Source organism: Streptomyces sp. BK022 (assembly GCF_004217355.1).
In the GTDB taxonomy this organism is placed as follows: domain Bacteria; phylum Actinomycetota; class Actinomycetes; order Streptomycetales; family Streptomycetaceae; genus Streptomyces; species Streptomyces griseoluteus.
The window spans coordinates 1-21,059 of the sequence record NZ_SHKU01000002.1 but is presented as its reverse complement, the minus strand read 5'-3'; the positions used below and the strand labels follow the sequence as shown (position 1 = coordinate 21,059).

General features: G+C 71.3%; 18 protein-coding genes and 1 rRNA gene. 3 read left to right on the top strand and 16 right to left on the bottom strand.

What is annotated here, in order from left to right; all coding sequences use genetic code 11:
• Window positions 1–16 precede the first annotated feature (16 nt).
• The 6 genes from EV284_RS06050 to EV284_RS06025 all read right to left on the bottom strand — a co-directional run bounded on the left by EV284_RS06050 (window position 17) and on the right by EV284_RS06025 (window position 9,424).
• Window positions 17–3,607, bottom strand: a complete 3,591-nt coding sequence (locus EV284_RS06050) for a DEAD/DEAH box helicase family protein (RefSeq protein WP_278045816.1) — start codon at window positions 3,605–3,607, stop codon at window positions 17–19.
• A 192-nt stretch (window positions 3,608–3,799) separates the two neighbouring features.
• A complete protein-coding gene (locus EV284_RS06045) occupies window positions 3,800–5,503 on the bottom strand; it encodes a bifunctional uroporphyrinogen-III C-methyltransferase/uroporphyrinogen-III synthase (protein WP_130331185.1) in 1,704 nt (567 codons plus the stop codon).
• Window positions 5,500–6,459 (bottom strand): hydroxymethylbilane synthase, encoded by a 960-nt coding sequence (hemC, locus tag EV284_RS06040; protein ID WP_130331183.1) that lies wholly within the window; start codon window positions 6,457–6,459, stop codon window positions 5,500–5,502. The genes EV284_RS06045 and hemC overlap by 4 nt, the downstream gene beginning before the upstream one ends.
• A complete protein-coding gene (locus EV284_RS06035) occupies window positions 6,456–8,165 on the bottom strand; it encodes a glutamyl-tRNA reductase (RefSeq protein WP_130331181.1) in 1,710 nt (569 codons plus the stop codon). Before EV284_RS06035 ends, hemC begins: the two co-directional genes overlap by 4 nt.
• On the bottom strand, window positions 8,162–8,920 hold the full coding sequence (locus EV284_RS06030) for a redox-sensing transcriptional repressor Rex (protein ID WP_130331179.1): 759 nt from the start codon (window positions 8,918–8,920) through the stop codon (window positions 8,162–8,164). The genes EV284_RS06035 and EV284_RS06030 overlap by 4 nt, the downstream gene beginning before the upstream one ends.
• A gap of 222 nt (window positions 8,921–9,142) precedes the next feature.
• Window positions 9,143–9,424: a glutaredoxin family protein gene (locus EV284_RS06025; protein WP_207228951.1), complete on the bottom strand. Its 282-nt coding sequence runs from the start codon at window positions 9,422–9,424 to the stop codon at window positions 9,143–9,145.
• 117 nt (window positions 9,425–9,541) lie between these two features.
• On the opposite strand from EV284_RS06025, the gene EV284_RS06020 reads away from it, so the two are divergent.
• The 3 genes from EV284_RS06020 to EV284_RS06010 all read left to right on the top strand — a co-directional run bounded on the left by EV284_RS06020 (window position 9,542) and on the right by EV284_RS06010 (window position 12,954).
• Entirely contained in the window at window positions 9,542–10,468 is a 927-nt protein-coding gene (locus EV284_RS06020) for an HAD-IB family hydrolase (RefSeq protein WP_078858561.1), read from the top strand.
• Window positions 10,469–10,753: 285 nt separating this feature from the next.
• Window positions 10,754–11,539 carry an ECF subfamily RNA polymerase sigma factor, BldN family gene (locus tag EV284_RS06015; RefSeq protein ID WP_130331175.1) on the top strand — a complete coding sequence of 262 codons (786 nt, stop codon included), beginning with the start codon at window positions 10,754–10,756 and terminating at the stop codon, window positions 11,537–11,539.
• A gap of 167 nt (window positions 11,540–11,706) precedes the next feature.
• Window positions 11,707–12,954, top strand: a complete 1,248-nt coding sequence (locus EV284_RS06010) for a DUF5667 domain-containing protein (RefSeq protein WP_130331173.1) — start codon at window positions 11,707–11,709, stop codon at window positions 12,952–12,954.
• 66 nt (window positions 12,955–13,020) lie between these two features.
• Here the strand turns inward: EV284_RS06010 and EV284_RS06005 are convergent, their stop codons facing one another.
• The 10 genes from EV284_RS06005 to rrf all read right to left on the bottom strand — a co-directional run bounded on the left by EV284_RS06005 (window position 13,021) and on the right by rrf (window position 20,902).
• Complete coding sequence (locus EV284_RS06005; protein WP_130331171.1) at window positions 13,021–14,037, bottom strand: lysophospholipid acyltransferase family protein; 1,017 nt, start codon at window positions 14,035–14,037, stop codon at window positions 13,021–13,023.
• 12 nt (window positions 14,038–14,049) lie between these two features.
• Window positions 14,050–15,111 carry an NAD-dependent epimerase/dehydratase family protein gene (locus EV284_RS06000; RefSeq protein WP_130331169.1) on the bottom strand — a complete coding sequence of 354 codons (1,062 nt, stop codon included), beginning with the start codon at window positions 15,109–15,111 and terminating at the stop codon, window positions 14,050–14,052.
• 180 nt (window positions 15,112–15,291) lie between these two features.
• On the bottom strand, window positions 15,292–15,390 hold the full coding sequence (locus EV284_RS05995) for an AURKAIP1/COX24 domain-containing protein (protein WP_003948845.1): 99 nt from the start codon (window positions 15,388–15,390) through the stop codon (window positions 15,292–15,294).
• Between the two features lie 133 nt (window positions 15,391–15,523).
• A complete protein-coding gene (locus EV284_RS05990) occupies window positions 15,524–15,736 on the bottom strand; it encodes a helix-turn-helix domain-containing protein (protein WP_051781202.1) in 213 nt (70 codons plus the stop codon).
• Window positions 15,737–15,865: 129 nt separating this feature from the next.
• On the bottom strand, window positions 15,866–16,681 hold the full coding sequence (locus EV284_RS05985) for a phosphatase (RefSeq protein ID WP_130331167.1): 816 nt from the start codon (window positions 16,679–16,681) through the stop codon (window positions 15,866–15,868).
• 90 nt (window positions 16,682–16,771) lie between these two features.
• A complete protein-coding gene (locus tag EV284_RS05980) occupies window positions 16,772–17,944 on the bottom strand; it encodes an acetoin utilization protein AcuC (protein WP_130331165.1) in 1,173 nt (390 codons plus the stop codon).
• Window positions 17,895–19,163 (bottom strand): MFS transporter, encoded by a 1,269-nt coding sequence (locus EV284_RS05975; protein ID WP_130331163.1) that lies wholly within the window; start codon window positions 19,161–19,163, stop codon window positions 17,895–17,897. Before EV284_RS05975 ends, EV284_RS05980 begins: the two co-directional genes overlap by 50 nt.
• 38 nt (window positions 19,164–19,201) lie before the next feature.
• A complete protein-coding gene (locus tag EV284_RS05970; RefSeq protein ID WP_130331161.1) occupies window positions 19,202–19,975 on the bottom strand; it encodes a VC0807 family protein in 774 nt (257 codons plus the stop codon).
• A 92-nt stretch (window positions 19,976–20,067) separates the two neighbouring features.
• Window positions 20,068–20,712, bottom strand: a complete 645-nt coding sequence (locus EV284_RS05965) for an HAD family hydrolase (protein WP_130331159.1) — start codon at window positions 20,710–20,712, stop codon at window positions 20,068–20,070.
• Window positions 20,713–20,785: 73 nt separating this feature from the next.
• Window positions 20,786–20,902: ribosomal RNA gene (gene rrf, locus EV284_RS05960) — 5S ribosomal RNA — on the bottom strand.
• Window positions 20,903–21,059: the final 157 nt, after the last annotated feature.

Below are 21,059 nucleotides of genomic sequence, written 5' to 3'. Positions count from 1 at the left end.
CCGCTAGGCAACCCGCTCACGCGCCCAACTCCCGTCCCAGCTCACTCAAAATCTCAGCCCCGCGATCGGCCCCGAATTCCCGCAGGAACCCGTCCACACCGCCACGCTCAATGAAGGGTACGTCCTTCAAATGGTCCGGCTCGATGGCCGCATCGGTGGCGATCACGTCCACCATCCGGTCCAGCCACCACACCTGGTCTGCCGTGAACACTGCCCCCGCCTGCTCCTGCCGGGCCCGCCACGCGGCGTACCGTTCCTCCACCAGCGCCCGGTAAGGCCGTACCTCCTGGTCCAGCCCCAACTCGAAGCGCAGCAGCCCGATCAGGTCGACGACACCAGCCGCGCCCCGCGGATGCCGGGTCGCCTTGCCGAGCTGTACGTACGCGTCGTACAGCCGTGCCGGAGTCCACTGGAACGGGGGACGCTCGATCTTGCGCGCAAGGTCCCGCAGCCGCCGGTAGACCTCCTTCGGCTCCCGCCGCTCGCTGAACGCGAGGTTGAACGCCGCGATCTCGTCCTGGTGGTCCTTGATGTACTGCTTCCACGAGGTCACCCGCCGCATCGCCAGCTCGTCCGCCGTGATGCCGCGCGCCTCCTTCACCTCGTCCACACTCACCTCGTCGATCACGATGTCGTGCGCCCGGCGCATGGCCATCAGCCGGTCCCGCAGCTCGCGGTTCGAGGCGATCGGCTTCAGGGCGTCCATCATGTCCCGCCGCACCTGCTCCTGGCCGCCGATGCGCCGGGCCCGCTCCTGCTGGTCGGGGTCGACGGACTGGACCAGACCGCCGACGATCTCCCGGAGCGGCTGGCCGGCGAGTTCCTCGATCTCCTCCCGCTCCTCGGGCTTGAGCTGCTGGTCCAGGCGTGCCAGGCGACCCGCCAGTGTGGCGACCTCGTCCTCGGTCATCGCCAGACCCGCCGTCTTGGCCATCAACCGCTCCAGCGGGATCTTCCGCTCGGAGATCCGGCTCAGCGGGCGCGCGTCCACGCGGGGCGAGTCCGTGACGCCGACCGCGTCGACGATCACGAACCGCTCCTTGACCTCGGCGTCGGGCGTCACCGCCTGGAACTCCGCCGCGTCCACGGTCCGGGAGCCGCGCCCCTTCATCTGCTCGAAGTAGGCCCAGCTCTTCACGTCCCGCAGGAAGAACACGCACTCCAGCGGCGGGATGTCGGTCCCGGTGGCGATCATGTCGACGGTCACCGCGATACGCAGCTCGGGGCTGTTACGGAACGCCTTGATCAGTTCGGCGGGCTTCTTCGCGGCGTGCGTGATCTTCCTGCAGAAGTCGTCGCTCTCGCCGAAGACCTGCCGGACCATCTGGACGATCTCGTCGGCGTGGTTGTCGTCCACCGCGAAGATCAGCGTCTTCGGCACGTGGGTACGCGTCCGCTGGGCGTCCCCCTCCCCCACCGGCGGGAAGATGTCCGTGAACAGGTGCTTGCGGAAGGTCTCGATGACGAGCTTCAACTGGCCCTTGCTGATGACCTGGCGGCCCAGCTGGGTCGCCTTCCACTCCAGGTCCTCCTCCAGCTCCTGGTACCGCTCGCGGCGGGTCTTGCGCTCCCGCATGGGAACGACCGTCTCCGCCGGGATGGTGCCGCCCTTCTCTCCTAGCTCCGTACGGATACGGAAGACGTCGAAGTCGACGTTCACGCCGTCGGCGACCGCCTGCTCGTACGGGTACTCGCTGACCAGGTTCTGGAAGAAGAAGCCGAAGGTCTGGGCGACCGGGGTGGCGGTCAGGCCGACCAGGTGCGCGTCGAAGTACTCCAGGACCGCGCGCCACTTGCCGTAAATGGAGCGGTGGCACTCGTCGACCACGATCAGGTCGAAGGACTCCGGCGGCAGGGCCGGGTTGTAGCCGACCGCCACCGGCTCGTCGACGAGGTCGTAGCGGTCGAGAGCCTCGTTCTCGTCGTCCGCGCTCGGCACCGCCTGGCCCGTCAGCGCGAGCCACAGCCGCTGCACCGTGGACACCACGACATGCGCGGAGCCAAGGACGGTGTCCCCCGCCATGCGCTGCACGACGTACAGCTCCGTGAACTTGCGGCCGTCGTCCGGGGTGTCGAAGTTCTCGAACTCGGTGGCGGCCTGGGTGCCGAGGTTGTTCCGGTCGACGAGGAAGAGGATGCGCTTGGCGTTCGCGTGCTTGAGTAGCCGGTAGCTCTCACTGACCACCGTGTACGTCTTGCCGGCACCGGTCGCCATCTGGATCAGGGCGCGCGGGTCGTCCTTGGCCAGGGAGAGTTCCAGGCCGTTGATCGCCTTCTCCTGCGCCGGACGCAGGTCCTTCGAGTCGAGGAAGGTCTGCGGAAGGCGCCGCATCCGGGCCCGCAGGGTCGGCGCCGTCGGGTCCGCCTCGGCCTCCTCGACCCAGCGGGCGATCGTGTCCGGGCGGTGCACCGCGAACACCTCACGAGTACGCGGGGACGGGTCGAGGTCGTTGTGGAAACGGACCGTGTTGCCGTCGGCGACGTACCGGAAGGGCAGGCTGGCGCGCCAGGCGCTGAGCTGCTGGCTGCGGGTGAGGCCGGTGGCGTAGCGGGCGGCCTGCTGCATGGCGGCCTCCAGGTCGGCGCCCTCCCTCTTGGCCTCTATGACGCCGACCAGGCGCTGGTCGACGTAGAGGAGGTAGTCGGCGCGGCCGACGGCGGTGGAGACCTCCCGGACGGCGACGCCCTGGCCTGCGTACAGGTTCTTCGCGCTGTCGTCCTGGACGGCCCAGCCCGCCTTCTCGAGAAGGCGGTCCAGCTCCGTACGGACCTGCGCCTCGCTCATGGGAGGCTTGGCGGCCTTCTGCGCATGAGCGATGAACTCGTCACGCTGCGAGGCCCCGTCCAGCGGGCGGGCGACCGTACGGGACTCCACGGCCGGAGCCGTCAGTTCGGTGATCTTGTCGCTCAGTTCGGCGACCAGATCATGCAGAGCGGCCCGCTCCTTCTCGGCACGAGCCAGTTCCGCCTCGGCCTGCGCGCGCGCCGCCTGCTCCCGCTCCAGGCGGCTGTGCTTGCCGTCGTAGCGAAGGCGGGCCTCCTCCAGCCGACGGCGGTAGGCGCCGAGCTCGGTGCGAAGCTTGTCCAGCTCCTGCTGGTCGGCGACGGTCGCGGGCGCGGGGGCCGCCTCGGACGGGGCGGGCGCCAGGAAGACCCTGTGGGTCGTGTCGGACTGGTCGAGGGAGCGGTGCAGCCAGTCGCCGAGGCGGAAGCACATCTCCACGGACTGGAGTGCCTCACGGACGTTGGCGTAGTACTCGTGGACCGCTCGGTTGCCCGTCGTACGGATCGCCTCGAACCAGGCACGCACCTGCGGCACGAGGACGTCTGCCCTGGTCAGGGCGTTGATCCGGTCGACCTGCTTGTTACCGGGCACGGTGATCCCGAGCAGGGTCACGAGATGCCGCGCCATGATCTCGCCGTAGAGGCGAGCCTTCACCATGGCCGCGTGCGGATCGGTATGGACGTACGACTCCGCCGCACACCCCAGCGTCACCAACAGCGGCTCATGCTGAAGCAGGTGCCCGAAGTTGGCTGAGCCCGCCGCCAATCGCGCTACCTGATCGGCATCCCCACCGGACGGGCTCCCAGCTGCCGCCGACACCATGCTTTCCCCCAGCTCTCTGGTCGTCATGTCATGCGCAAAGCCTTGCAGGATGACATGAACACACGACAGTGGCAAGGGGTTTGAGACAACCGGTGAGGCTGGACATCAAGAGCCAGTCACATGGGGTCGTCCGTGAAAAGCGGAGCGGGGCGCCCCCTGTGACGGGACGCCCCGCTCATGCCGTGGAGAGCATCAGGTCGTCGACCGGCGCCTGCGCGCCCCCGGCCGCCGCTCGCTCGGCCGGGTCACCGGATCGCCCGCCTCCAGCGCCGACGCGCGGCGCTTCATGCCGAACGCGGCCAGCGCCTCCGCCAGCTTGTGGACGGACGGCTCCGGGGCCATCACGTCGACCCGCAGCCCGTGCTCCTCGGCCGTCTTGGCCGTGGCGGGGCCGATGCAGGCGATGACCGTCACGTTGTGCGGCTTGCCCGCGATGCCGACCAGGTTGCGGACCGTGGAGGACGAGGTGAAGAGCACCGCGTCGAAACCGCCGCCCTTGATCGCCTCGCGGGTCTCCTGCGGCGGCGGCGACGCGCGGACCGTGCGGTACGCGGTGACGTCGTCCACCTCCCAGCCCAGCTCGATCAGCCCGGCCACCAGGGTCTCGGTGGCGATGTCGGCGCGCGGCAGGAAGACGCGGTCGATCGGGTCGAAGACCGGGTCGTAGGGCGGCCAGTCCTCCAGCAGGCCCGCGGCCGACTGCTCACCGCTGGGCACCAGGTCCGGCTTCACACCGAAGGCGATCAGCGCGCTGGCGGTCTGCTCGCCCACCGCGGCCACCTTGATGCCCGCGAAGGCACGCGCGTCCAGCCCGTACTCCTCGAACTTCTCGCGCACCGCCTTGACCGCGTTGACCGAGGTGAACGCGATCCACTCGTAGCGGCCGGTGACCAGGCCCTTGACCGCGCGCTCCATCTGCTGCGGAGTGCGCGGCGGCTCGACGGCGATGGTCGGGACCTCGTGCGGCACCGCGCCGTAGGAGCGGAGCTGGTCGGAGAGCGAGGCTGCCTGCTCCTTGGTGCGCGGCACGAGGACCTTCCAGCCGAACAGCGGCTTGGACTCGAACCACGAGAGCTGGTCGCGGCGGGCGGCGGCGGACCGCTCGCCGACCACGGCTATGACCGGGCGGCCGCCGTCCGGGGACGGCAGCACCTTGGCCTGCTTCAGCGTCTGCGCGATCGTGCCCAGCGTCGCCGTCCAGGTGCGCTGGCGGGTCGTCGTACCGGCGACCGTGACGGTGAGCGGGGTGTCCGGCTTGCGGCCCGCCGACACCAGCTCGGCGGCGGCGGCCGCGACGGAGTCCAGCGAGGCGGAGACGACCACCGTGCCGTCCGAGGCACCCACCTCCGTCCAGCACCGGTCGGAGGCGGTACGCGCGTCCACGAACCGCACGTCGGCGCCCTGCGCGTCGCGCAGCGGGACACCGGCGTACGCGGGCACGCCGGTCGCGGCCGCGACACCCGGGACGACCTCGAAGGGCACCCCGGCGGCGGCGCAGGCGAGCATCTCCTCGGCGGCGTCGGTGTCCAGTCCCGGATCACCGGCGACCGCACGGACCACCCGCCTGCCGCCCCGTGCGGCCTCCATGACAAGATGAGCCGCATCCTGGGCGGGAGCCGGGGCCACAGCGGGAGTTGACGCACCGTCAACGACCGTGAGCTGCGGTGCGCCCGCAAGCGCGTCCGGGGAGGAGACCGCCTCCGTCGGCACGACGGAGACGCCCTGCCGGGCGTGCGTCCGGATCACGTCGAGCACCTCGGGCTCGGCGACCAGGACGTCCGCGTGGGACAGCGCCTCCACGGCGCGCAGAGTCAGCAGTCCCGGATCTCCGGGTCCGGCACCCAGGAAGGTGACGTGCCCGTGCTCGGGACAGGCGGGAAAGGCGGTGGGGCTCAATGTGCTCGCTCCCCCATCAGACCGGCCGCGCCCTGGGCGAGCATCTCGGTGGCGAGTTCGCGCCCGAGTGCCATCGCCCCGTCGTGCGTGAGGGGCACGGAACCGGTGGTGGACTGCTGCACCATCCGCGAGCCGTCGGTCGTGCCGACGACGCCGCGCAGGCGCATTTCCTTGATTACAGGCCCGTCGGTCAAGAGGTCGGCCAGCGCACCCACAGGGGCGCTGCAGCCGGCCTCCAGCGCGGCGAGCAGTGACCGCTCGGCGGTGACGGCGGCCCGCGTGTGCGGGTCGTCGAGTTCGCCGAGGGCCGCGACGAGCTCCGCGTCGGATGCCGCGCACTCGATCGCCAGGGCCCCCTGGCCGGGGGCGGGCAGGACCGTGTCGACCGACAGGAAGTCGGTCACCTCGTCGATCCGGCCGATCCGGTTGAGTCCGGCGGCCGCGAGCACGACGGCGTCCAGCCGTCCCTCGTGGACGTACCCGATGCGGGTGTCCACGTTGCCGCGGATCGCCACCGTCTCGATGTCCAGCCCGTGGGTCCGCGCGTACGCGTTGAGCTGGGCCATGCGGCGCGGCGAGCCGGTGCCGATGCGCGCGCCGCGCGGCAGGTCGGTGAACTTCAGCGCGTCGCGGGCCACGATCACGTCGCGGGGATCCTCCCGCTCCGGCACGGCGGCCAGCGCGAGTTCTGCGGGCTGCGTGGTCGGCAGGTCCTTGAGCGAATGAACCGCGAAGTCCACCTCGCCGCGCACCAGCGCGTCGCGCAGCGCCGTGACGAACACCCCGGTGCCGCCGATCTGCGCCAGCGCCTCCCGGGAGACGTCGCCGTACGTGGTGATCTCGACCAGCTCGACGGGCCGGCCGGTCACCCGGCTCACGGCGTCCGCCACCTGCCCGGACTGGGCCATGGCGAGCTTGCTCCGCCTCGTCCCCAGTCGCAGTGCCTTGTCAGTCATGCCGGTCGGTCCTTCTCGTCTGTGTTGTCCACGGCCCGCGAGACGGCGGCGACCGTCTCCGGGTCGAGGTCGAACAGGGTGCGCAGCGCGTCCGCGTACCCGGTGCCTCCGGGCTCGGCCGCGAGCTGCTTGACCCGTACGGTCGGCGCGTGCAGCAGCTTGTCCACCACGCGGTGCACGGTCTGCCGGATCTCGCCGCGCAGGCGGTCGTCCAGGCCGGGCAGGCGTCCGTCGAGCCGCGCGATCTCGGCGGCGACGACGTCGGCGGCCATGGTGCGCAGCGCGACCACGGTGGGTGTGATGTGCGCCGCCCGCTGTGCCGCGCCGAACGCCGCGACCTCGTCGGAGACGATACGCCGAACCTGGTCCACGTCGGACGCCATCGGGGCGTCGGCGGACGCCTCGGCCAGCGACTCGATGTCCACCAGGCGCACCCCGGCCAGCCGGTGCACGGCCGCGTCGATGTCGCGGGGCATGGCGAGGTCGAGGAGGAAGACGGCCGGGGCCGGGCGCGGGATTCCGGCGACCGGTTCGGGCCTGCGGTACTCGGGGACGCGGCCCGAGGCGGCGACGGTCTCGGCGAGCGCGGCGATCAGCACGGCGTCGGCCTCGGGGGTGGAGCGGCCGCCCGCGTCGTGCTCGCGGCCGTGCTCCCGCAGGGAGGTGCCCTCGCCGACCCAGGCGGCGTGCTGCTCCAGGGTGGCCGCGTCCATCCCGGCGACGGCGGCTTCGCCGTGCACGGAGAAGCCGGGCGTGCCCTGGACGGAGGCCAGGTCCAGCGGGCAGTTCTCGTCGGTGCCGGCACTGGCCGGCGGCAGGGCGGTGGCCTGGGCCGGGGCCTCGGCGCTCACGTCGGGTGCCGGCTCCCCGGTGCGGCCGGCGACGGCCTCGGCGACGGCGTCCGCCGTCAGCACCAGACCGGTCGCGCCGGTACAGGAGACGACCACGTCGGCACGTGTAAGTTCCGCCCCGACGGCGTCCATCCGGACCGCGCGGGCGGTGGCGCCCTCGGCGTCGGCGAGGTTCCGCGCGAGCCGCTCGGCGCGCTCGAAGGTGCGGTTGGCGACGACGATCTCGCCGACCCCGGCCCGCGCCAGCGTGGCGGCGGCCAGCGAGGACATCGACCCGGCGCCGATGACCAGCGCGGTACGGCCCCGCGCCCAGCCCGGCACGTCGGTGTCCGCGGCGAGCTGCTCCAGGCCGAAGGTGACCAGGGACTGCCCGGCGCGGTCGATGCCGGTCTCGGAGTGGGCGCGCTTGCCGACGCGGAGCGCCTGCTGGAAGAGGTCGTTCAGGAGCCGCCCCGCGGTGTGCAGGTCCTGGGCACGGGCGAGGGCGTCCTTGATCTGGCCGAGGATCTGCCCCTCGCCGACGACCATGGAGTCCAGCCCGCAGGCCACCGAGAACAGGTGGTGCACGGCCCGGTCCTCGTAGTGGACGTAGAGGAAGGGCGTCAGCTCCTCCAGACCCACCCCGCTGTGCTGGGCGAGCAGCGTGGACAGCTCGGCGACACCGGCGTGGAACTTGTCGACGTCGGCGTACAGCTCGATGCGGTTGCAGGTGGCGAGCACCGCGGCCTCGGTGGCCGGGTCGGCGGCGACGGTGTCCTGGAGCAGCTTGACCTGGGCGTCCGCGTTCAGCGCGGCTCGCTCCAGCACGCTGACCGGGGCACTGCGGTGGCTCAGCCCTACGACGAGGAGGCTCATGCCGGCATCACGGCGGGCACGTCCCCGTCGGGTCCCTGGCCGTCGGCGCTCGCGCGCTTGGCGGGTACGGCTCCGTCGCCGGAGGCGGTCTCCTCGCCGGCCTTGCGCTGCTCGTGGAAGGCGAGGATCTGCAGCTCGATGGAGAGGTCGACCTTGCGCACGTCGACGCCGTCGGGGACGGTCAGCACGGTCGGCGCGAAGTTCAGGATGGAGGTCACCCCGGCGGCCACGAGCCGGTCGCAGACCTGCTGGGCGGCGCCGGCGGGGGTGGCGATGACGCCGATGGAGACACCGTTGTCCTCGATGATCTTCTCGAGTTCGTCGGTGTGCCGCACCGGGATGCCCGCGACCGGCTTGCCCGCCATCGCGGGATCGGCGTCTATCAGCGCCGCGACCCGGAAGCCGCGCGAGGCGAAGCCGCCGTAGTTGGCGAGGGCCGCGCCGAGGTTTCCGATACCGACGATGACGACGGGCCAGTCCTGGGTCAGGCCCAGCTCGCGGGAGATCTGGTAGACGAGGTACTCCACGTCGTACCCGACGCCGCGGGTGCCGTAGGAGCCCAGGTAGGAGAAGTCCTTGCGCAGCTTGGCGGAGTTGACGCCCGCCGCCGCGGCCAGTTCCTCGGAGGAGACCGTGGGGACCGAGCGCTCCGACAGGGCCGTCAGCGCTCGGAGGTACAGCGGAAGCCGGGCGACGGTGGCCTCGGGAATCCCTCGGCTGCGGGTCGCCGGTCGGTGAGTTCGGCCAGTTGCCACGGTGCTCCTGCGGGTAGAGCGGGGCTGCGAGCGGTCATGCTTCCCCGGACCGCCCCGTCGACAAGAAGGCTATGTCTTTGTGAACGTGTGCACAAAGATGGTGTCCGATTTGCCCGGCCAACGTGACCGGGGTCACGCATGCCCGTTGCGGGGCCCTACCTGGGGGCAAAGCTACACACTCACCGCGTCTCGCGCCCCCGACGGCCCCTGGTGCGCCGTCCGTCACCCGGTCAGCGCGCGGCGCAGCCGTCCCGCGTCCACCCGCCAGAAGGTGTGCTGCTCGCCGTCGACCAGCACGACCGGGATCTGCTCCCAGTACTGGTCGTGCAGCGCGCGGTCCTCGGTGATGTCCCGCCCCTCCCAGGGCACGCCGAGTTCGCCGCAGACCTTCTCGATCACGGCCTGCGCGTCGTCACACAGATGACAGCCGGGCTTGCGGATCAGGGTGACCAACCGCTCCTGGGGGGCGGCCTTGCGCCGGAAGAGGGGACTCATACGGGTCATTGTCCCGCCCCGCGCCCCCGCCCCGGCCCTTGCCCGGAGCGATACGTATGCCCGGAGTTCACAGACTCCGAACCTCTCGGCTCCGGAACCGCCGAACGGACTGGCTATGCTCACGCCATGGCCGCTCTTGGATGGCTCACCCCCCGTAGGCGCTCCGCCACGGCGCGGAGCGTGTTGGCAGGCGAGGCTTCCGCGGAGGCCGCCCGCAAGTCCTCGCAGGAACACCCGGAACCCGCGGGCGCCGAGCGGGAACCGGAGTTCCCCGTGCTCGGCGACGACCGCGCCGCCGCCTTCTTCGACCTCGACAACACCGTGATGCAGGGCGCCGCGCTCTTCCACTTCGGGCGCGGTCTGTACAAGCGGAAGTTCTTCGAGACCCGCGAGCTGGCCCGGTTCGCCTGGCAGCAGGCGTGGTTCCGGCTGGCCGGGGTCGAGGACCCCGAGCACATGCAGGAGGCCCGCGACTCGGCGCTCTCCATCGTCAAGGGCCACCGCGTGGCCGAGCTGGAGACGATCGGCGAGGAGATCTACGACGAGTACATGGCCGACCGCATCTGGCCCGGCACCCGCGCGCTCGCCCAGGCCCACCTGGACGCCGGCCAGAAGGTCTGGCTGGTGACGGCGGCCCCGGTGGAGATCGCCCAGGTCATCGCCCGCCGCCTCGGCCTCACCGGCGCGCTCGGCACGGTCGCGGAGTCCGTCGACGGCGTCTACACCGGCCGCCTGGTCGGCGAGCCGCTGCACGGCCCGGCCAAGGCGGAGGCGGTACGGGCGCTGGCCGCCGCCGAGGGACTGGACCTCTCCCGCTGCGCCGCGTACAGCGACAGCCACAACGACATCCCGATGCTCTCCCTGGTCGGCCACCCCTACGCGATCAACCCGGACACCAAGCTGCGCCGGCACGCCCGCGACAAGGACTGGCGGCTGCGCGACTACCGCACCGGCCGCAAGGCCGCCAAGGTCGGCATCCCGGCGGCCGCCGGGGTCGGCGCGGTGGCGGGCGGCACGGCCGCGGCGATCGCGCTCAGCCGCCGCCGGCGCTGATCCGGCCGCGGCTCCCGCGCGCCCGAAGTATGCATCCGGTCTTCGAACACGCCCCAGCTTTCACAGAAATCAGCCCAGTTTCGATCAACAAGCGATCACATTCCGTAAGTTGAAAGGTCGTCAATCGCTAACACAGGCGACCTAATCGACGATTTGAGCAACTGGGTGTAGCAGGGTCTACACGAAGCGTTATTCTCCTCAGACGCAAACCGGTACCCCTCCGTCGCTACGACGGGTGAAAGGGCCCGTACTGCACGTGATGGAAGCTCTGCCTCTGGGAGTCCCGTGTACCCACACGTCGGGGTTGACGCCTCGGGCCTGGCTACGCTGCGCGCAACTGTCGCAACGGTCAAAGACACGCTGCGCGGCCTCGTCCCCACCGCGCACACCGTCCCCGCCTTCGCCGGCGCCGGCGCCGCGCCCCTCGGTCCGTGCTACGCACTGGCCGAACGCGGCGCGGCCGTCGGCAGACGAGCCCGCTCCACGGGCGCGCCCGCCGCCCGCCGGCCGGCCGCGGACAGTGACAGCGCCCGCATGATGGACCTGGTCGAACGCGCCCAGGCAGGTGAGGCGGACGCGTTCGGCCGCCTCTACGACCAGTACAGCGACACCGTGTACCGGTACATCTACTACCGGGTCGGCGGCAAGGCCACGGCCGAGGACCTGACGAGCGAGACCTTCCTGCGCGCCCTGCGCCGGATCGGCACCTTCACCTGGCAGGGCCGCGACTTCGGCGCCTGGCTGGTGACGATCGCCCGCAACCTGGTCGCCGACCACTTCAAGTCCAGCCGCTTCCGGCTGGAGGTCACCACCGGCGAGATGCTCGACGCCAACGAGGTCGCGCGCTCCCCCGAGGACTCCGTCCTGGAGTCGCTCTCCAACGCCGCGCTGCTGGACGCGGTGCGCCGGCTCAACCCCCAGCAGCAGGAGTGCGTGACGCTCCGCTTCCTCCAGGGCCTGTCGGTCGCCGAGACCGCGCGGGTGATGGGCAAGAACGAGGGGGCCATCAAGACCCTCCAGTACCGGGCCGTGCGCACGCTCGCCCGGCTCCTCCCGGAAGACGCCCGCTGAGACCGCCCGCCCCGCGACGCAGAGCGACCCCCAACTCACGCTTGGTGAAAGTGAGTTGGTTTTGCGATCCGACGGCCCGTCGTCCGTAACCCAAGTGCCGAGCCGCTCGTTGTGCGGGATACAGGCTCCCTGTGAGTCGACCGTCATGACGAGAGGAGGTGCCGCCAGTGATTGCGAACGTATCGGCGCACCGGCGGGCGAACGCCTTCGCCCAGGCCCTGGAGGAGCAGTCCGACCGGGACACGGCGGCCGAGCACGCACCCCGGGCGGAACCACCGCCCGCCGAGAACAGATCCGATCAGGGCGAGCTGCTGGCCCTGGCGGAAGGACTCGGTGAGCTGCCCAGGCCCCAGCTCGACCCCGAGGTCAAGGTCGTCCAGCGGGCCCAGTTGGTGGCCGCGATGGAGGCCATGGTCCAGGAGGGCGTGCTGGGCGGAGCGGCTCCGGCGTCGGTACCCGAGCAGCGTTCCCCCGGCCGGGGCGCGCACCGGGCCAGCCCGCTGAGCAAGCTGCGGCCCAGGTCCCGGCTGGCCAAGGGGCTCACCGCGGGCGGACTCAGCGTGGGCGTGGCCGCCGGTGCTTTCGGCGGAGTGGCCGCCGCCAGCTCCGAGGCCCTGCCCGGCGATTCGCTGTACGGACTGAAGCGCGGCATCGAGGACTTCCAGCTCAACTACCTCAGCGAGGGCGACGGGGAGCGCGGCCAGGCGTACCTGGACCACGCCTCCACCCGGCTGAACGAGGCCCGCAGGCTGATGGAGCGCGACCGGAGCGGCCGACTGGACCACGAGTCCATCGGCGAGATCCGCCGCACCCTCTCCGGCATGCGCAACGACGTCACCGAAGGCCACCGCCTGCTGCACGCGGCCTATGAGGCGGACCCGGACTCCCTCGGCCCGATCCAGGCCCTCTCCGCCTTCTCCCGCTCCCACCGCGAGGTCTGGAGCACGCTGAGCGACCGGCTCCCGGTCCAGCTCGGCGATGTGAAGGACGAGGTGTCCTCCGTCTTCGACGCCATAGACGAAGAGGTCGCCCCGCTGGAGTCCCTGCTGCCCAAGCCGCCCGCCACCAAGGGCGACGAGGGTCACGGCGGCGGGCGTCCCGGCGTGGCCCCGTCCGGCCCCGCGAGCGGCCACCGGTCCGGCTCCCCGAGCACCGGTGGCTCCCCCCCGGCGGGCAAGGACCGGGACAGCAGCCCCGGCACCCCGAGCGGCTCCGCCACCGGCGACAGCGGCGACGGACTCCTCGGCGGCAACACCGGCGGTCTGCTGGACCCGCCGAAGGCCGGTGGCTCCGAGGGCGGTTCGCCGTCCGAGGGCAAGTCGTCCGGCCCGTCGGGCAAGCCGGACGTCACCCTGCCGCCGCTCCTGCCGGGTCTCCTGCCCGGCCTGGGCATCGACAGCAAGGACGCCGAGTAGCGCGTACGACAGCGGGGCGCCCCTTTCCGAGCAGGGGCGCCCCGTTGTCATTGCCTCAGCCGGAGCTCAGAAGAACACCGAACGCCGCTGCACCAGCAGCTTGTACAGCGTGTGCTGGATCTGCTCGCGCACCTGGTCGGTGAGGTTGAACATCAGCATCGGGTCCTCGGCCGCCTCCGGCGGGTACCCGTCCGTCCGGATCGGCTCGCCGAACTGGATGGTCCACTTCGTCGGCAGCGGGATCGCCCCGAGCGGCCCGAGCCAGGGGAAGGTCGGCGTCAGCGGGAAGTACGGGAAGCCCAGCAGCCGCGCCAGCGTCTTGGCGTTGCCGATCATCGGGTAGATCTCCTCGGCGCCGACGATCGAGCACGGGATGATCGGCACCCCCTGCCTGAGCGCGGTGGAGACGAACCCGCCCCGCCCGAACCGCTGGAGCTTGTACCGCTCCCCGAACGGCTTCCCGATCCCCTTGAACCCCTCCGGCATCACCCCGACCAGCTCGCCCTGGCCCAGCAGCCGTTCGGCGTCCTCGGCGCAGGCGAGGGTGTGACCGAGCTTGCGGGCCAGCTCGTTGACGACCGGCAGCACGAACACCAGGTCGGCCGCGAGCAGCCGCAGATGCCGGCCGGCCGGATGCCGGTCGTGCACGGCGACCTGCATCATCAGCCCGTCCAGCGGCAGCGTCCCGGAGTGGTTGGCGACGATCAGTGCCCCGCCCTCGGCCGGGATGTTCTCGATGCCCTTCACCTCGACCCGGAAGTACTTCTCGTACACCGGGCGCAGCAGGGACATCAGGACCTGGTCGGTCAGCTCCTCGTCGTACCCGAAGTCGTCGACCTCGTAGTCCCCGGTGAGCCGGCGGCGCAGGAAGGCGAGGCCGCGGGCGACGCGCTGCTCCAGGGCGTCGGCCGCCTCCCGCGCGCGCTCCTCGGCCGGGGGCTTCTCGTCACGGGCGTCCCCTCTGGTGGGCAGCGGCTGGACCGCGCCGGGCCGGCCGCCCGTGCTCCGGCGGCGCTGCGGCCGCTGCCCCGCGCCCCCGCGGGACCGGTCGTCGTCGAACGGAATGACCTTGGCGTCCGCCATCGTTGCCGCTCCTCAGTTGGCGCCGGGCTGCGGAACACGGGCGCCGCTCCCGGCGGTCAGCACGGCGACCCGGTCGACGGCCTCCGCGAGCGTCTCGGGCGGCAGCAGCCCGGGACCCTGTCCGCGCGCGAAGTCCGCGAACGCCTCCGCCGTCGTGTACGTGGGCACGAACCCGAGGGTGTCGCGCATCTGGCCGGTGTCGACCACCCGGCCGTGGGTGAGCAGCCGGATCTGCTCGGGTGAGAAGTCCGTCATACCGAGCGTACGCACCAGCGACCCGGCCCAGGTGACCGCGGGCAGCAGCAGCGGCACGGTGGGCCGGCCGAGCCGGCGCGAGACTTGCGAGAGCAGCAGCACCCCGTCGCCGGCGATGTTGAAGGTGCCGCTGTTGAGGGTGCCCCGGCGCGGCTCGTGCGAGGCGATCCGCAGCACCTCGATCACGTCGTCCTCGTGCACGAACTGCAGCCGGGGGTCGTAGCCCAGCACGGTCGGCAGCACGGGCAGCGCAAAATAGGAGGCGAGGGGGGTGTCCGGGGTGGGCCCGAGGATGTTGGCGAACCGCAGCACGCACACCGCGACGTCGGGGCGGCGCCGGGCGAACCCGCGTACGTAGCCCTCGACCTCGACGGCGTCCTTGGCGAAGCCGCCGCTGGGCAGCGACTTGGCGGGGGTGGTCTCGGTGAAGACGGCCGGGTCGCGCGGCGCGGAGCCGTAGACGTTGGTGCTGGACTTCACCACCAGCCGCCTGACGGCGGGCGACTTCTGGCACGCGCCGAGCAGCTGCATGGTGCCGATGACGTTGGTCTCCTTGACCGTGGCCCGGCTGCCGCCGGCCAGGGCGGTGCCGGTCACGTCCATGTGGACGACCGTGTCGGCACCGGTCTCCGCGAGCACCCGGGCGACGGTCGGCTGCCGGATGTCGGCCTGGATGAACTCCGCCCCGCCGAGGTCGTGCGCGGGCGGTACGGCGTCCAGGGCGATCACCCGGTCGACTTCCGGGTCCCGCTGGACGCGCCGCACGAACCGGCCGCCGAGCTGCCGGGCGGCTCCGGTGACGAGCACGACCTTTCCCAAGACCAGCGCCTCTCTTCCGACCTCGCGGGAGCGCGCACGAGGACCGCGTCCTCGTCCGCGTTCCCCGTGTGCGGCCAACCTATCGGGTCACTGTCACCGGGAGGTGACCCGGACATGCCGGTGGCCCCCCGTCCTTGTCGGACGGGGGGCCACCGGGAACGCGTCTTCGCGCGGTGCCGCTTACTTCTTGTTGCGGCGCTGAACGCGCGTGCGCTTGAGCAGCTTGCGGTGCTTCTTCTTGGCCATCCGCTTACGCCGCTTCTTGATAACAGAGCCCACGACTACCCTCGCTCACTTCTCATGACTCGGTTGCTGGGCGCCATGGGCCCATACGACCTACGAGGGGTCAGCCTACCCGCCCGAGCGCCGAGGTCGTAATCGAGGGCTTGTTCCGGGATCTTCCGGACCGCCGTCAGGCCGTTTCCACCCCCACGTAGCTCTCCCGGAGGTACTCGTGAACCGCTTGCTCGGGGACGCGGAAGGACCGCCCCACCCGGATCGCGGGCAGATGACCGCTGTGCACCAGGCGGTACACGGTCATCTTGGACACTCGCATCACCGAGGCGACTTCCGCCACGGTGAGGAACTGGACCTCGTTCAACGGCCTCTCGCCTGCACCAGCCATGACACACCTGAACCTTCCGCACTCGACGGCCACCGGCTTCCCCTTCCGGTGACTCTTCGTCGTTGCGTGCTCACTCCCCAGACTAGGGGCGGGTGATGCGAATGGGGAAGAGGTGTCCCCATCGGCGGCCTACTGTGACAGACACGCTCGTTTGAGTACGTAGCGGGTGAGCGGGCGGTAGTGACCAGACCGTACGGCGTCGTCAAGCGGAACGACCACGGACACCGTTCCCTCGGCCTCGCCGACGAAGGGCGCGGGGTCGTCGGAGTCGGCCAGGCCGATCGCCTCGAACCCCAACTGACCTGCGCCGCAGACCCATCCGTGATCTCCGACCACCAGCCCGGGAAGGGGGCCGCCGGACTCCGCGGCGGCCGCCAGCGCGAGCCGAACCGGGAGCGGGGAATGGCTGTGCGCACCCGGCTCACCACCCCGGCGCCCGCTCGCCGGTTCCCGCACCAGGGCAACCCCTCGTACGTAGTCGAGGTGGTGCGTACGTAGACCGAACCGGGTCAATATGTCGACACAGCGACCCTGCGCGGGGGTGAGAATCTCACATCCCGCCGCCGACACCGCGTCCGCGAGGGCGGCGTAGAACCCCAGGAGCTGCCGCGGGTGCCCGGTACCGAACAGCACCGGCACCCCCCGCCGGGCCGCGCCGGCGATCGCCAGCGCGAAGGCGTCCAGCGCGGCCAGCGTCCGCTCCGGGTCGATCACGTCCCGGCCCGAAGTATGCAGCGGATCGGCCGAGACGCCGCACCGGTCCGCCATCAGACCGAGCAGTTCCCGCTGCCCCCAGGACCGTTCGGGATCGATCCCGATCAGCGCGCGGGGGTCGCGAGCGGCGAACAGCCGGTAGTTGCGGAGGCTGTCCTCCCGCGCGGTGGCGACCTCCCCGGCGAGACGGGCGGCGAGCAGGTGCGCGCGCAGGGCACCGGTGTCCAACACGGGTGCGATCGTGGCCCATCGGGCCGACGGCCGGAGGGGGAACCGGGAAAGACCGCACGGTTGGCGTAACGATTACTCGCCACGCCCCGCTCAGGCCAGCAGACCCCGCAGCGGGAACGCCGAGCGCCGGGTGGCCAGGACCGCCTGATCGAGCCGGTCGGCCGGGTCGTACCCCGACTCCCAGGACGCCCAGCTCACCGGCGAGCGCCCGTCGGTCATCCGCTGCGGCCCCAACTGCCGGGTGCGCGCGTACGCTTCCTGCCGCCAGCCCTCGGGGATCACCGTCTCCGGCGCGATCTCACGCCCGGCCGCGATGCCCACGAGATGCGTCCAGGACCTCGGCACCACGTCGACCACCGCGTACCCGCCACCGCCCAGCGCCAGCCACTTGCCGTCCGCGTAGGTGTGCGCCAGCTCGTGGCAGGCCAGCTGCACCGCCCGCTGCGCGTCGAGCGAGACCGCGAGATGCGCGAGCGGGTCCTCGAAGTGCGTGTCCGCCCCGTGCTGCGACACCAGCACCTGCGGCCGGAACTCCGCCAGCAGCTCCGGGACCACCGCGTGGAACGCCCGCAGCCACCCGGCGTCCCCGGTCCCGGCGGGCAGCGCCACGTTCACCGCCGCCCCCTCCCCCGCGCCCGCACCGGTCTCCTGCGGCCACCCGGTCGCCGGGAAAAGGGTCCGGGGATGCTCGTGCAGCGAGACGGTGAGCACCCTGGGGTCCTCCCAGAACGCCGCCTGCACCCCGTCCCCGTGGTGCACGTCCACGTCCACGTAGGCGACCCGCTCCACGCCCAGCTCCAGCAGCCGGGCGATGGCCAGCGCGGCGTCGTTGTACACACAGAACCCGGACGCCCCGCCCGGCATCGCGTGGTGCAGCCCGCCCGCGAAGTTCACCGCGTGGTCCGCGTCCCCCCGCCACACCGCCTCGGCCGCCGCCACCGACTGCCCCGCGATCAGCGCGGACACCTCGTGCATCCCGGCGAACGCCGGATCGTCGACCGTCCCCAGACCGTACGACCCGTCCGCCGCGCGCGGGTCGGCCGACGCGGTCCGCACCGCGTCGATGTAGTCCTGCCGGTGCACCAGCCGCAGCGTCGACTCCCCGGCCGGCTTGGCCGCGACGATCTCCAGCTCCCGGTCCAGGCCGAGAGCCGCCACCAGCTTCCGGGTCAGCTCCAGCCGCACCGGAGCCATCGGATGGTCCGGGCCGAAGTCATAGCCCGTTACTGCCTCGTCCCACATCAACTGTGCGCGGCCGCTCATGCCCGCCACCGTATCGGTCGCCCCCGGACGCGAACGACCGGGCGTACACCGTCGTCACCAGCACGAGTGCCATCGGTACGAGCATCGCGCCCCGGTAGCTCCAGGCGTCCCCGAGCGCCCCCACCAACGGCGAACCGACCAGGAAACCGACGTAGTTGAAGATGTTGAGCCGGGCCACCGCCGCGTCCGACGCCCCCCGGCCGTGTCCTTCAAAAGCGTGCCGTCCCGCCGCCGCGAACGTCTGCGGCACCAGCACGCACAGCCCGATCCCCAGCAGGGTGAACCCGAGCATCCCCACCCACGCCCCCGGCGCCACCGCCACCACCGCGAACCCGCAGGCCGCCACCAGCGCCCCCAGCCGCACCACCGCCACGGCCCCGAACCGCCGCACCCCGAGATCCCCGACGGCCCGCCCCACCAGCGTGGTCACCATGTACACGTTGTAGGGAACGGTCGCCAACTGCTCCGACCCGCCCAGGACGTCCTTGACGTACTTCGCGCTCCAGTTGCTGACCGTCGAGTCCCCGATGTACGCGAACGTCATCACCAGGCACAGCGGCAGCAGCAACCGGAAGGCGACCCCCCTGGCCTCGCCCCCCTCCGCCGGCTCCGCCTCGCCGTCGACGTACCAGCGGCTCCCCACCAGCACGGCCGGCAACAGCACGACCACGACCGGCAGATACGACACCCACAGCGCCAACTCCTCGTGCGCGCCCACCCAGGCGAGCGACGCCCCGAGGATTCCGCCCAGGCTGTACGCCGCGTGGAAACTGAGCATGATGCTGCGCCCGTACGCCCGCTGCAGGCTCACCCCGAGCATGTTCATGGAGGCGTCCAGCATCCCCACGGACAGCCCGAACACCCCCAGGACGACCGCCAGCTCGGCCACCTGGTCCCCGGCACCGACGCCGAGCAGCGCCAGCAGCACCACCGGCTGGGACCAGCGCAGCAGCCGGCTGGGCCGCACCCGGCGCACCAGCCGCTCGGTCGTCACGCTGCCGACCCCGGCCAGGATCGGCACGGCCGCCAGGAACACCGGCAACAGCCCGTCGGACACCCCGTACCGGTCCTGCATGGCCGGGATGCGCGTCACCAGCAGGGCGAAGGCGACGCCCTGCACGAAGAAACCGAACGCCAGCGAGGCCCTGCCCCGCCGCAGCACGTCAGTCATGGCGGCGAGCGTAGGGCCCCGGATGGTGCGCTGAACAGATCCGGCCAAAGATGAGTTGTGCTCATCTTCGGCCGGTCCGGGTCGCGTCAGGCTGCGGCGGCGAGCTCGCCACGGCTGTCCTCGGCCGGCTCGGCGGGCTTCGTGGCATCACCGCGTTCCGCGGCGGCCTCCTCGCTCAGCAGGCACTCCATCGGGACGACCGCGACCGCGCCGCTCACCACGAAGGTCCCCACCATCACCACGGCCATCAGCACCCCACCGAGCCACACCATGGTGTCGACCGGCACGGTGTAGGCCCCCACCACCCGGGCCACGCACTCGACGAACAGTGCCACCCCCCACACCAGGGAGAACACCCGCTCCTTGCGCCGGAAGCCGGCGGACCCGGCGACCGTCCCCGCGGTGAGCCGCTGCCAGGCCCCCTCCCTGGCGGGGTCCCCCTTCACCAGGAACGGCTTCATCCCCTCGGTCATCATCGGCCGCCCCAGCGCCACGGAGACCAGGATGCCGAGGGCGACCGTACTGCTGACCGCCCCGTCCTTGGCGAGCATCAGCCGCGGGTCCCCGGAGACGAAACTGAGCGCCAGGCCGACCACGTTCACGGTCAGGATGAGCAGCGCGAGCCCATTGGCCGACCGCTTCCGCACCAGGCTCCACACCGTCCGCAGCGCGGGCCCGACACTGCTCCAGGCGAGCGCGGCGAACGTGCTCATCCCGAAGGCTTCCTTGAAGACGTAGTACGAGCCGAGCGGCAGCGCCACGTCGATGAGGAGCGGCTCGAAGTTCTCCAGCGCGCTCGGCGGGCGGTGCTGGTCCTGGCGTCGGCCGCCCCGGCCCTGGTTCCCCGTGTTCTTCGTCATGCCCTCAGCTTGGCGGCCGAGGGGGCCCGGCCGACAGGAACGAACGTCCAGAGGTCGGCATGACATCCGTCAGGTCCGCCCGGTGGCCACGGTCACACCAGCAGGTCAGCCAACTCACCCATGGTGGAGAAGAGTTGAGTGGCGTCCGCCAGCTTTTCGGCAGGGGTCATCCCGGTGAACCCGTACACGTCCATCCCGGCCGCCACGGCCGCCTGTACGCCCAGCGGGGAGTCCTCCACCACGAGGCACCGCTCGGGGGCGACCCCCATCCGCTCGGCCGCGTACAGGAACAGGTCGGGAGCGGGCTTGCCCCGGCCGACGTCCTGCGAGCTGAAGATACGGTCGTCGTCGAACCAGCGGTCCAGCCCGGTAACCCGGTGCCCGACCCTGATCCGCTCATGACTCCCGGAAGAGGCCACGCAGTAGGGCACCCCGCCGGCGGTCAGCTTCTCCAGCACCCCTTCGACGCCGGCCACGGGCCGCAGCTCCTCCTCGAACGCCGCAAACACCCTTGCGTGGAAGACGTCGTCGAAGTCCCCGGGCAGCCTCTCCCCGGTCCGCTCCAGCACGATGTCGTGCACGCGGTGCATGGCCGAGCCCATGTAGTCCCGGAGGGACTCCTCATAGGTCGTCGGGTGTCCCAGCTCGGTCAGATAGGCGGCGAGATGCCGGTTGGAGATGGGTTCACTGTCCACGAGGACGCCGTCGTTGTCGAAGAGGATGAGGTCGTAGCGCATATCTCCGACCCTAAATGACCCGGAACGCAGAAAACCCCCGCACCAAAAGGTGCGGGGGTCTCCCTCAAAATTAGTTCGGCGGCGTCCTACTCTCCCACAGGGTCCCCCCTGCAGTACCATCGGCGCTGTGAGGCTTAGCTTCCGGGTTCGGAATGTAACCGGGCGTTTCCCTCACGCTATGACCACCGAAACACTATGAAACAATCAAACCGTCATGTGTGGCACATGAGGCTGTTCGTGGTTTCAGAACCAACACAGTGGACGCGAGCAACTGAGGACAAGCCCTCGGCCTATTAGTACCAGTCAACTCCACCCGTTACCAGGCTTCCATATCTGGCCTATCAACC

What these genes read in the sequence shown, in the direction of transcription:
- EV284_RS06035 (WP_130331181.1), bottom strand. Translation starts at nt 8,165, where the DNA reads ATGAGCCTCCTCGTCGTAGGGCTGAGCCACCGCAGTGCCCCGGTCAGC.
- EV284_RS06050 (WP_278045816.1), bottom strand. Translation starts at nt 3,607, where the DNA reads ATGGTGTCGGCGGCAGCTGGGAGCCCGTCCGGTGGGGATGCCGATCAG.
- EV284_RS05990 (WP_051781202.1), bottom strand. Translation starts at nt 15,736, where the DNA reads ATGGCTGGTGCAGGCGAGAGGCCGTTGAACGAGGTCCAGTTCCTCACC.
- EV284_RS05970 (WP_130331161.1), bottom strand. Translation starts at nt 19,975, where the DNA reads ATGACGAAGAACACGGGGAACCAGGGCCGGGGCGGCCGACGCCAGGAC.
- EV284_RS06020 (WP_078858561.1), top strand. Translation starts at nt 9,542, where the DNA reads ATGGCCGCTCTTGGATGGCTCACCCCCCGTAGGCGCTCCGCCACGGCG.
- EV284_RS06025 (WP_207228951.1), bottom strand. Translation starts at nt 9,424, where the DNA reads ATGACCCGTATGAGTCCCCTCTTCCGGCGCAAGGCCGCCCCCCAGGAG.
- EV284_RS05980 (WP_130331165.1), bottom strand. Translation starts at nt 17,944, where the DNA reads ATGAGCGGCCGCGCACAGTTGATGTGGGACGAGGCAGTAACGGGCTAT.
- hemC (WP_130331183.1), bottom strand. Translation starts at nt 6,459, where the DNA reads ATGACTGACAAGGCACTGCGACTGGGGACGAGGCGGAGCAAGCTCGCC.
- EV284_RS05965 (WP_130331159.1), bottom strand. Translation starts at nt 20,712, where the DNA reads ATGCGCTACGACCTCATCCTCTTCGACAACGACGGCGTCCTCGTGGAC.
- EV284_RS06005 (WP_130331171.1), bottom strand. Translation starts at nt 14,037, where the DNA reads ATGGCGGACGCCAAGGTCATTCCGTTCGACGACGACCGGTCCCGCGGG.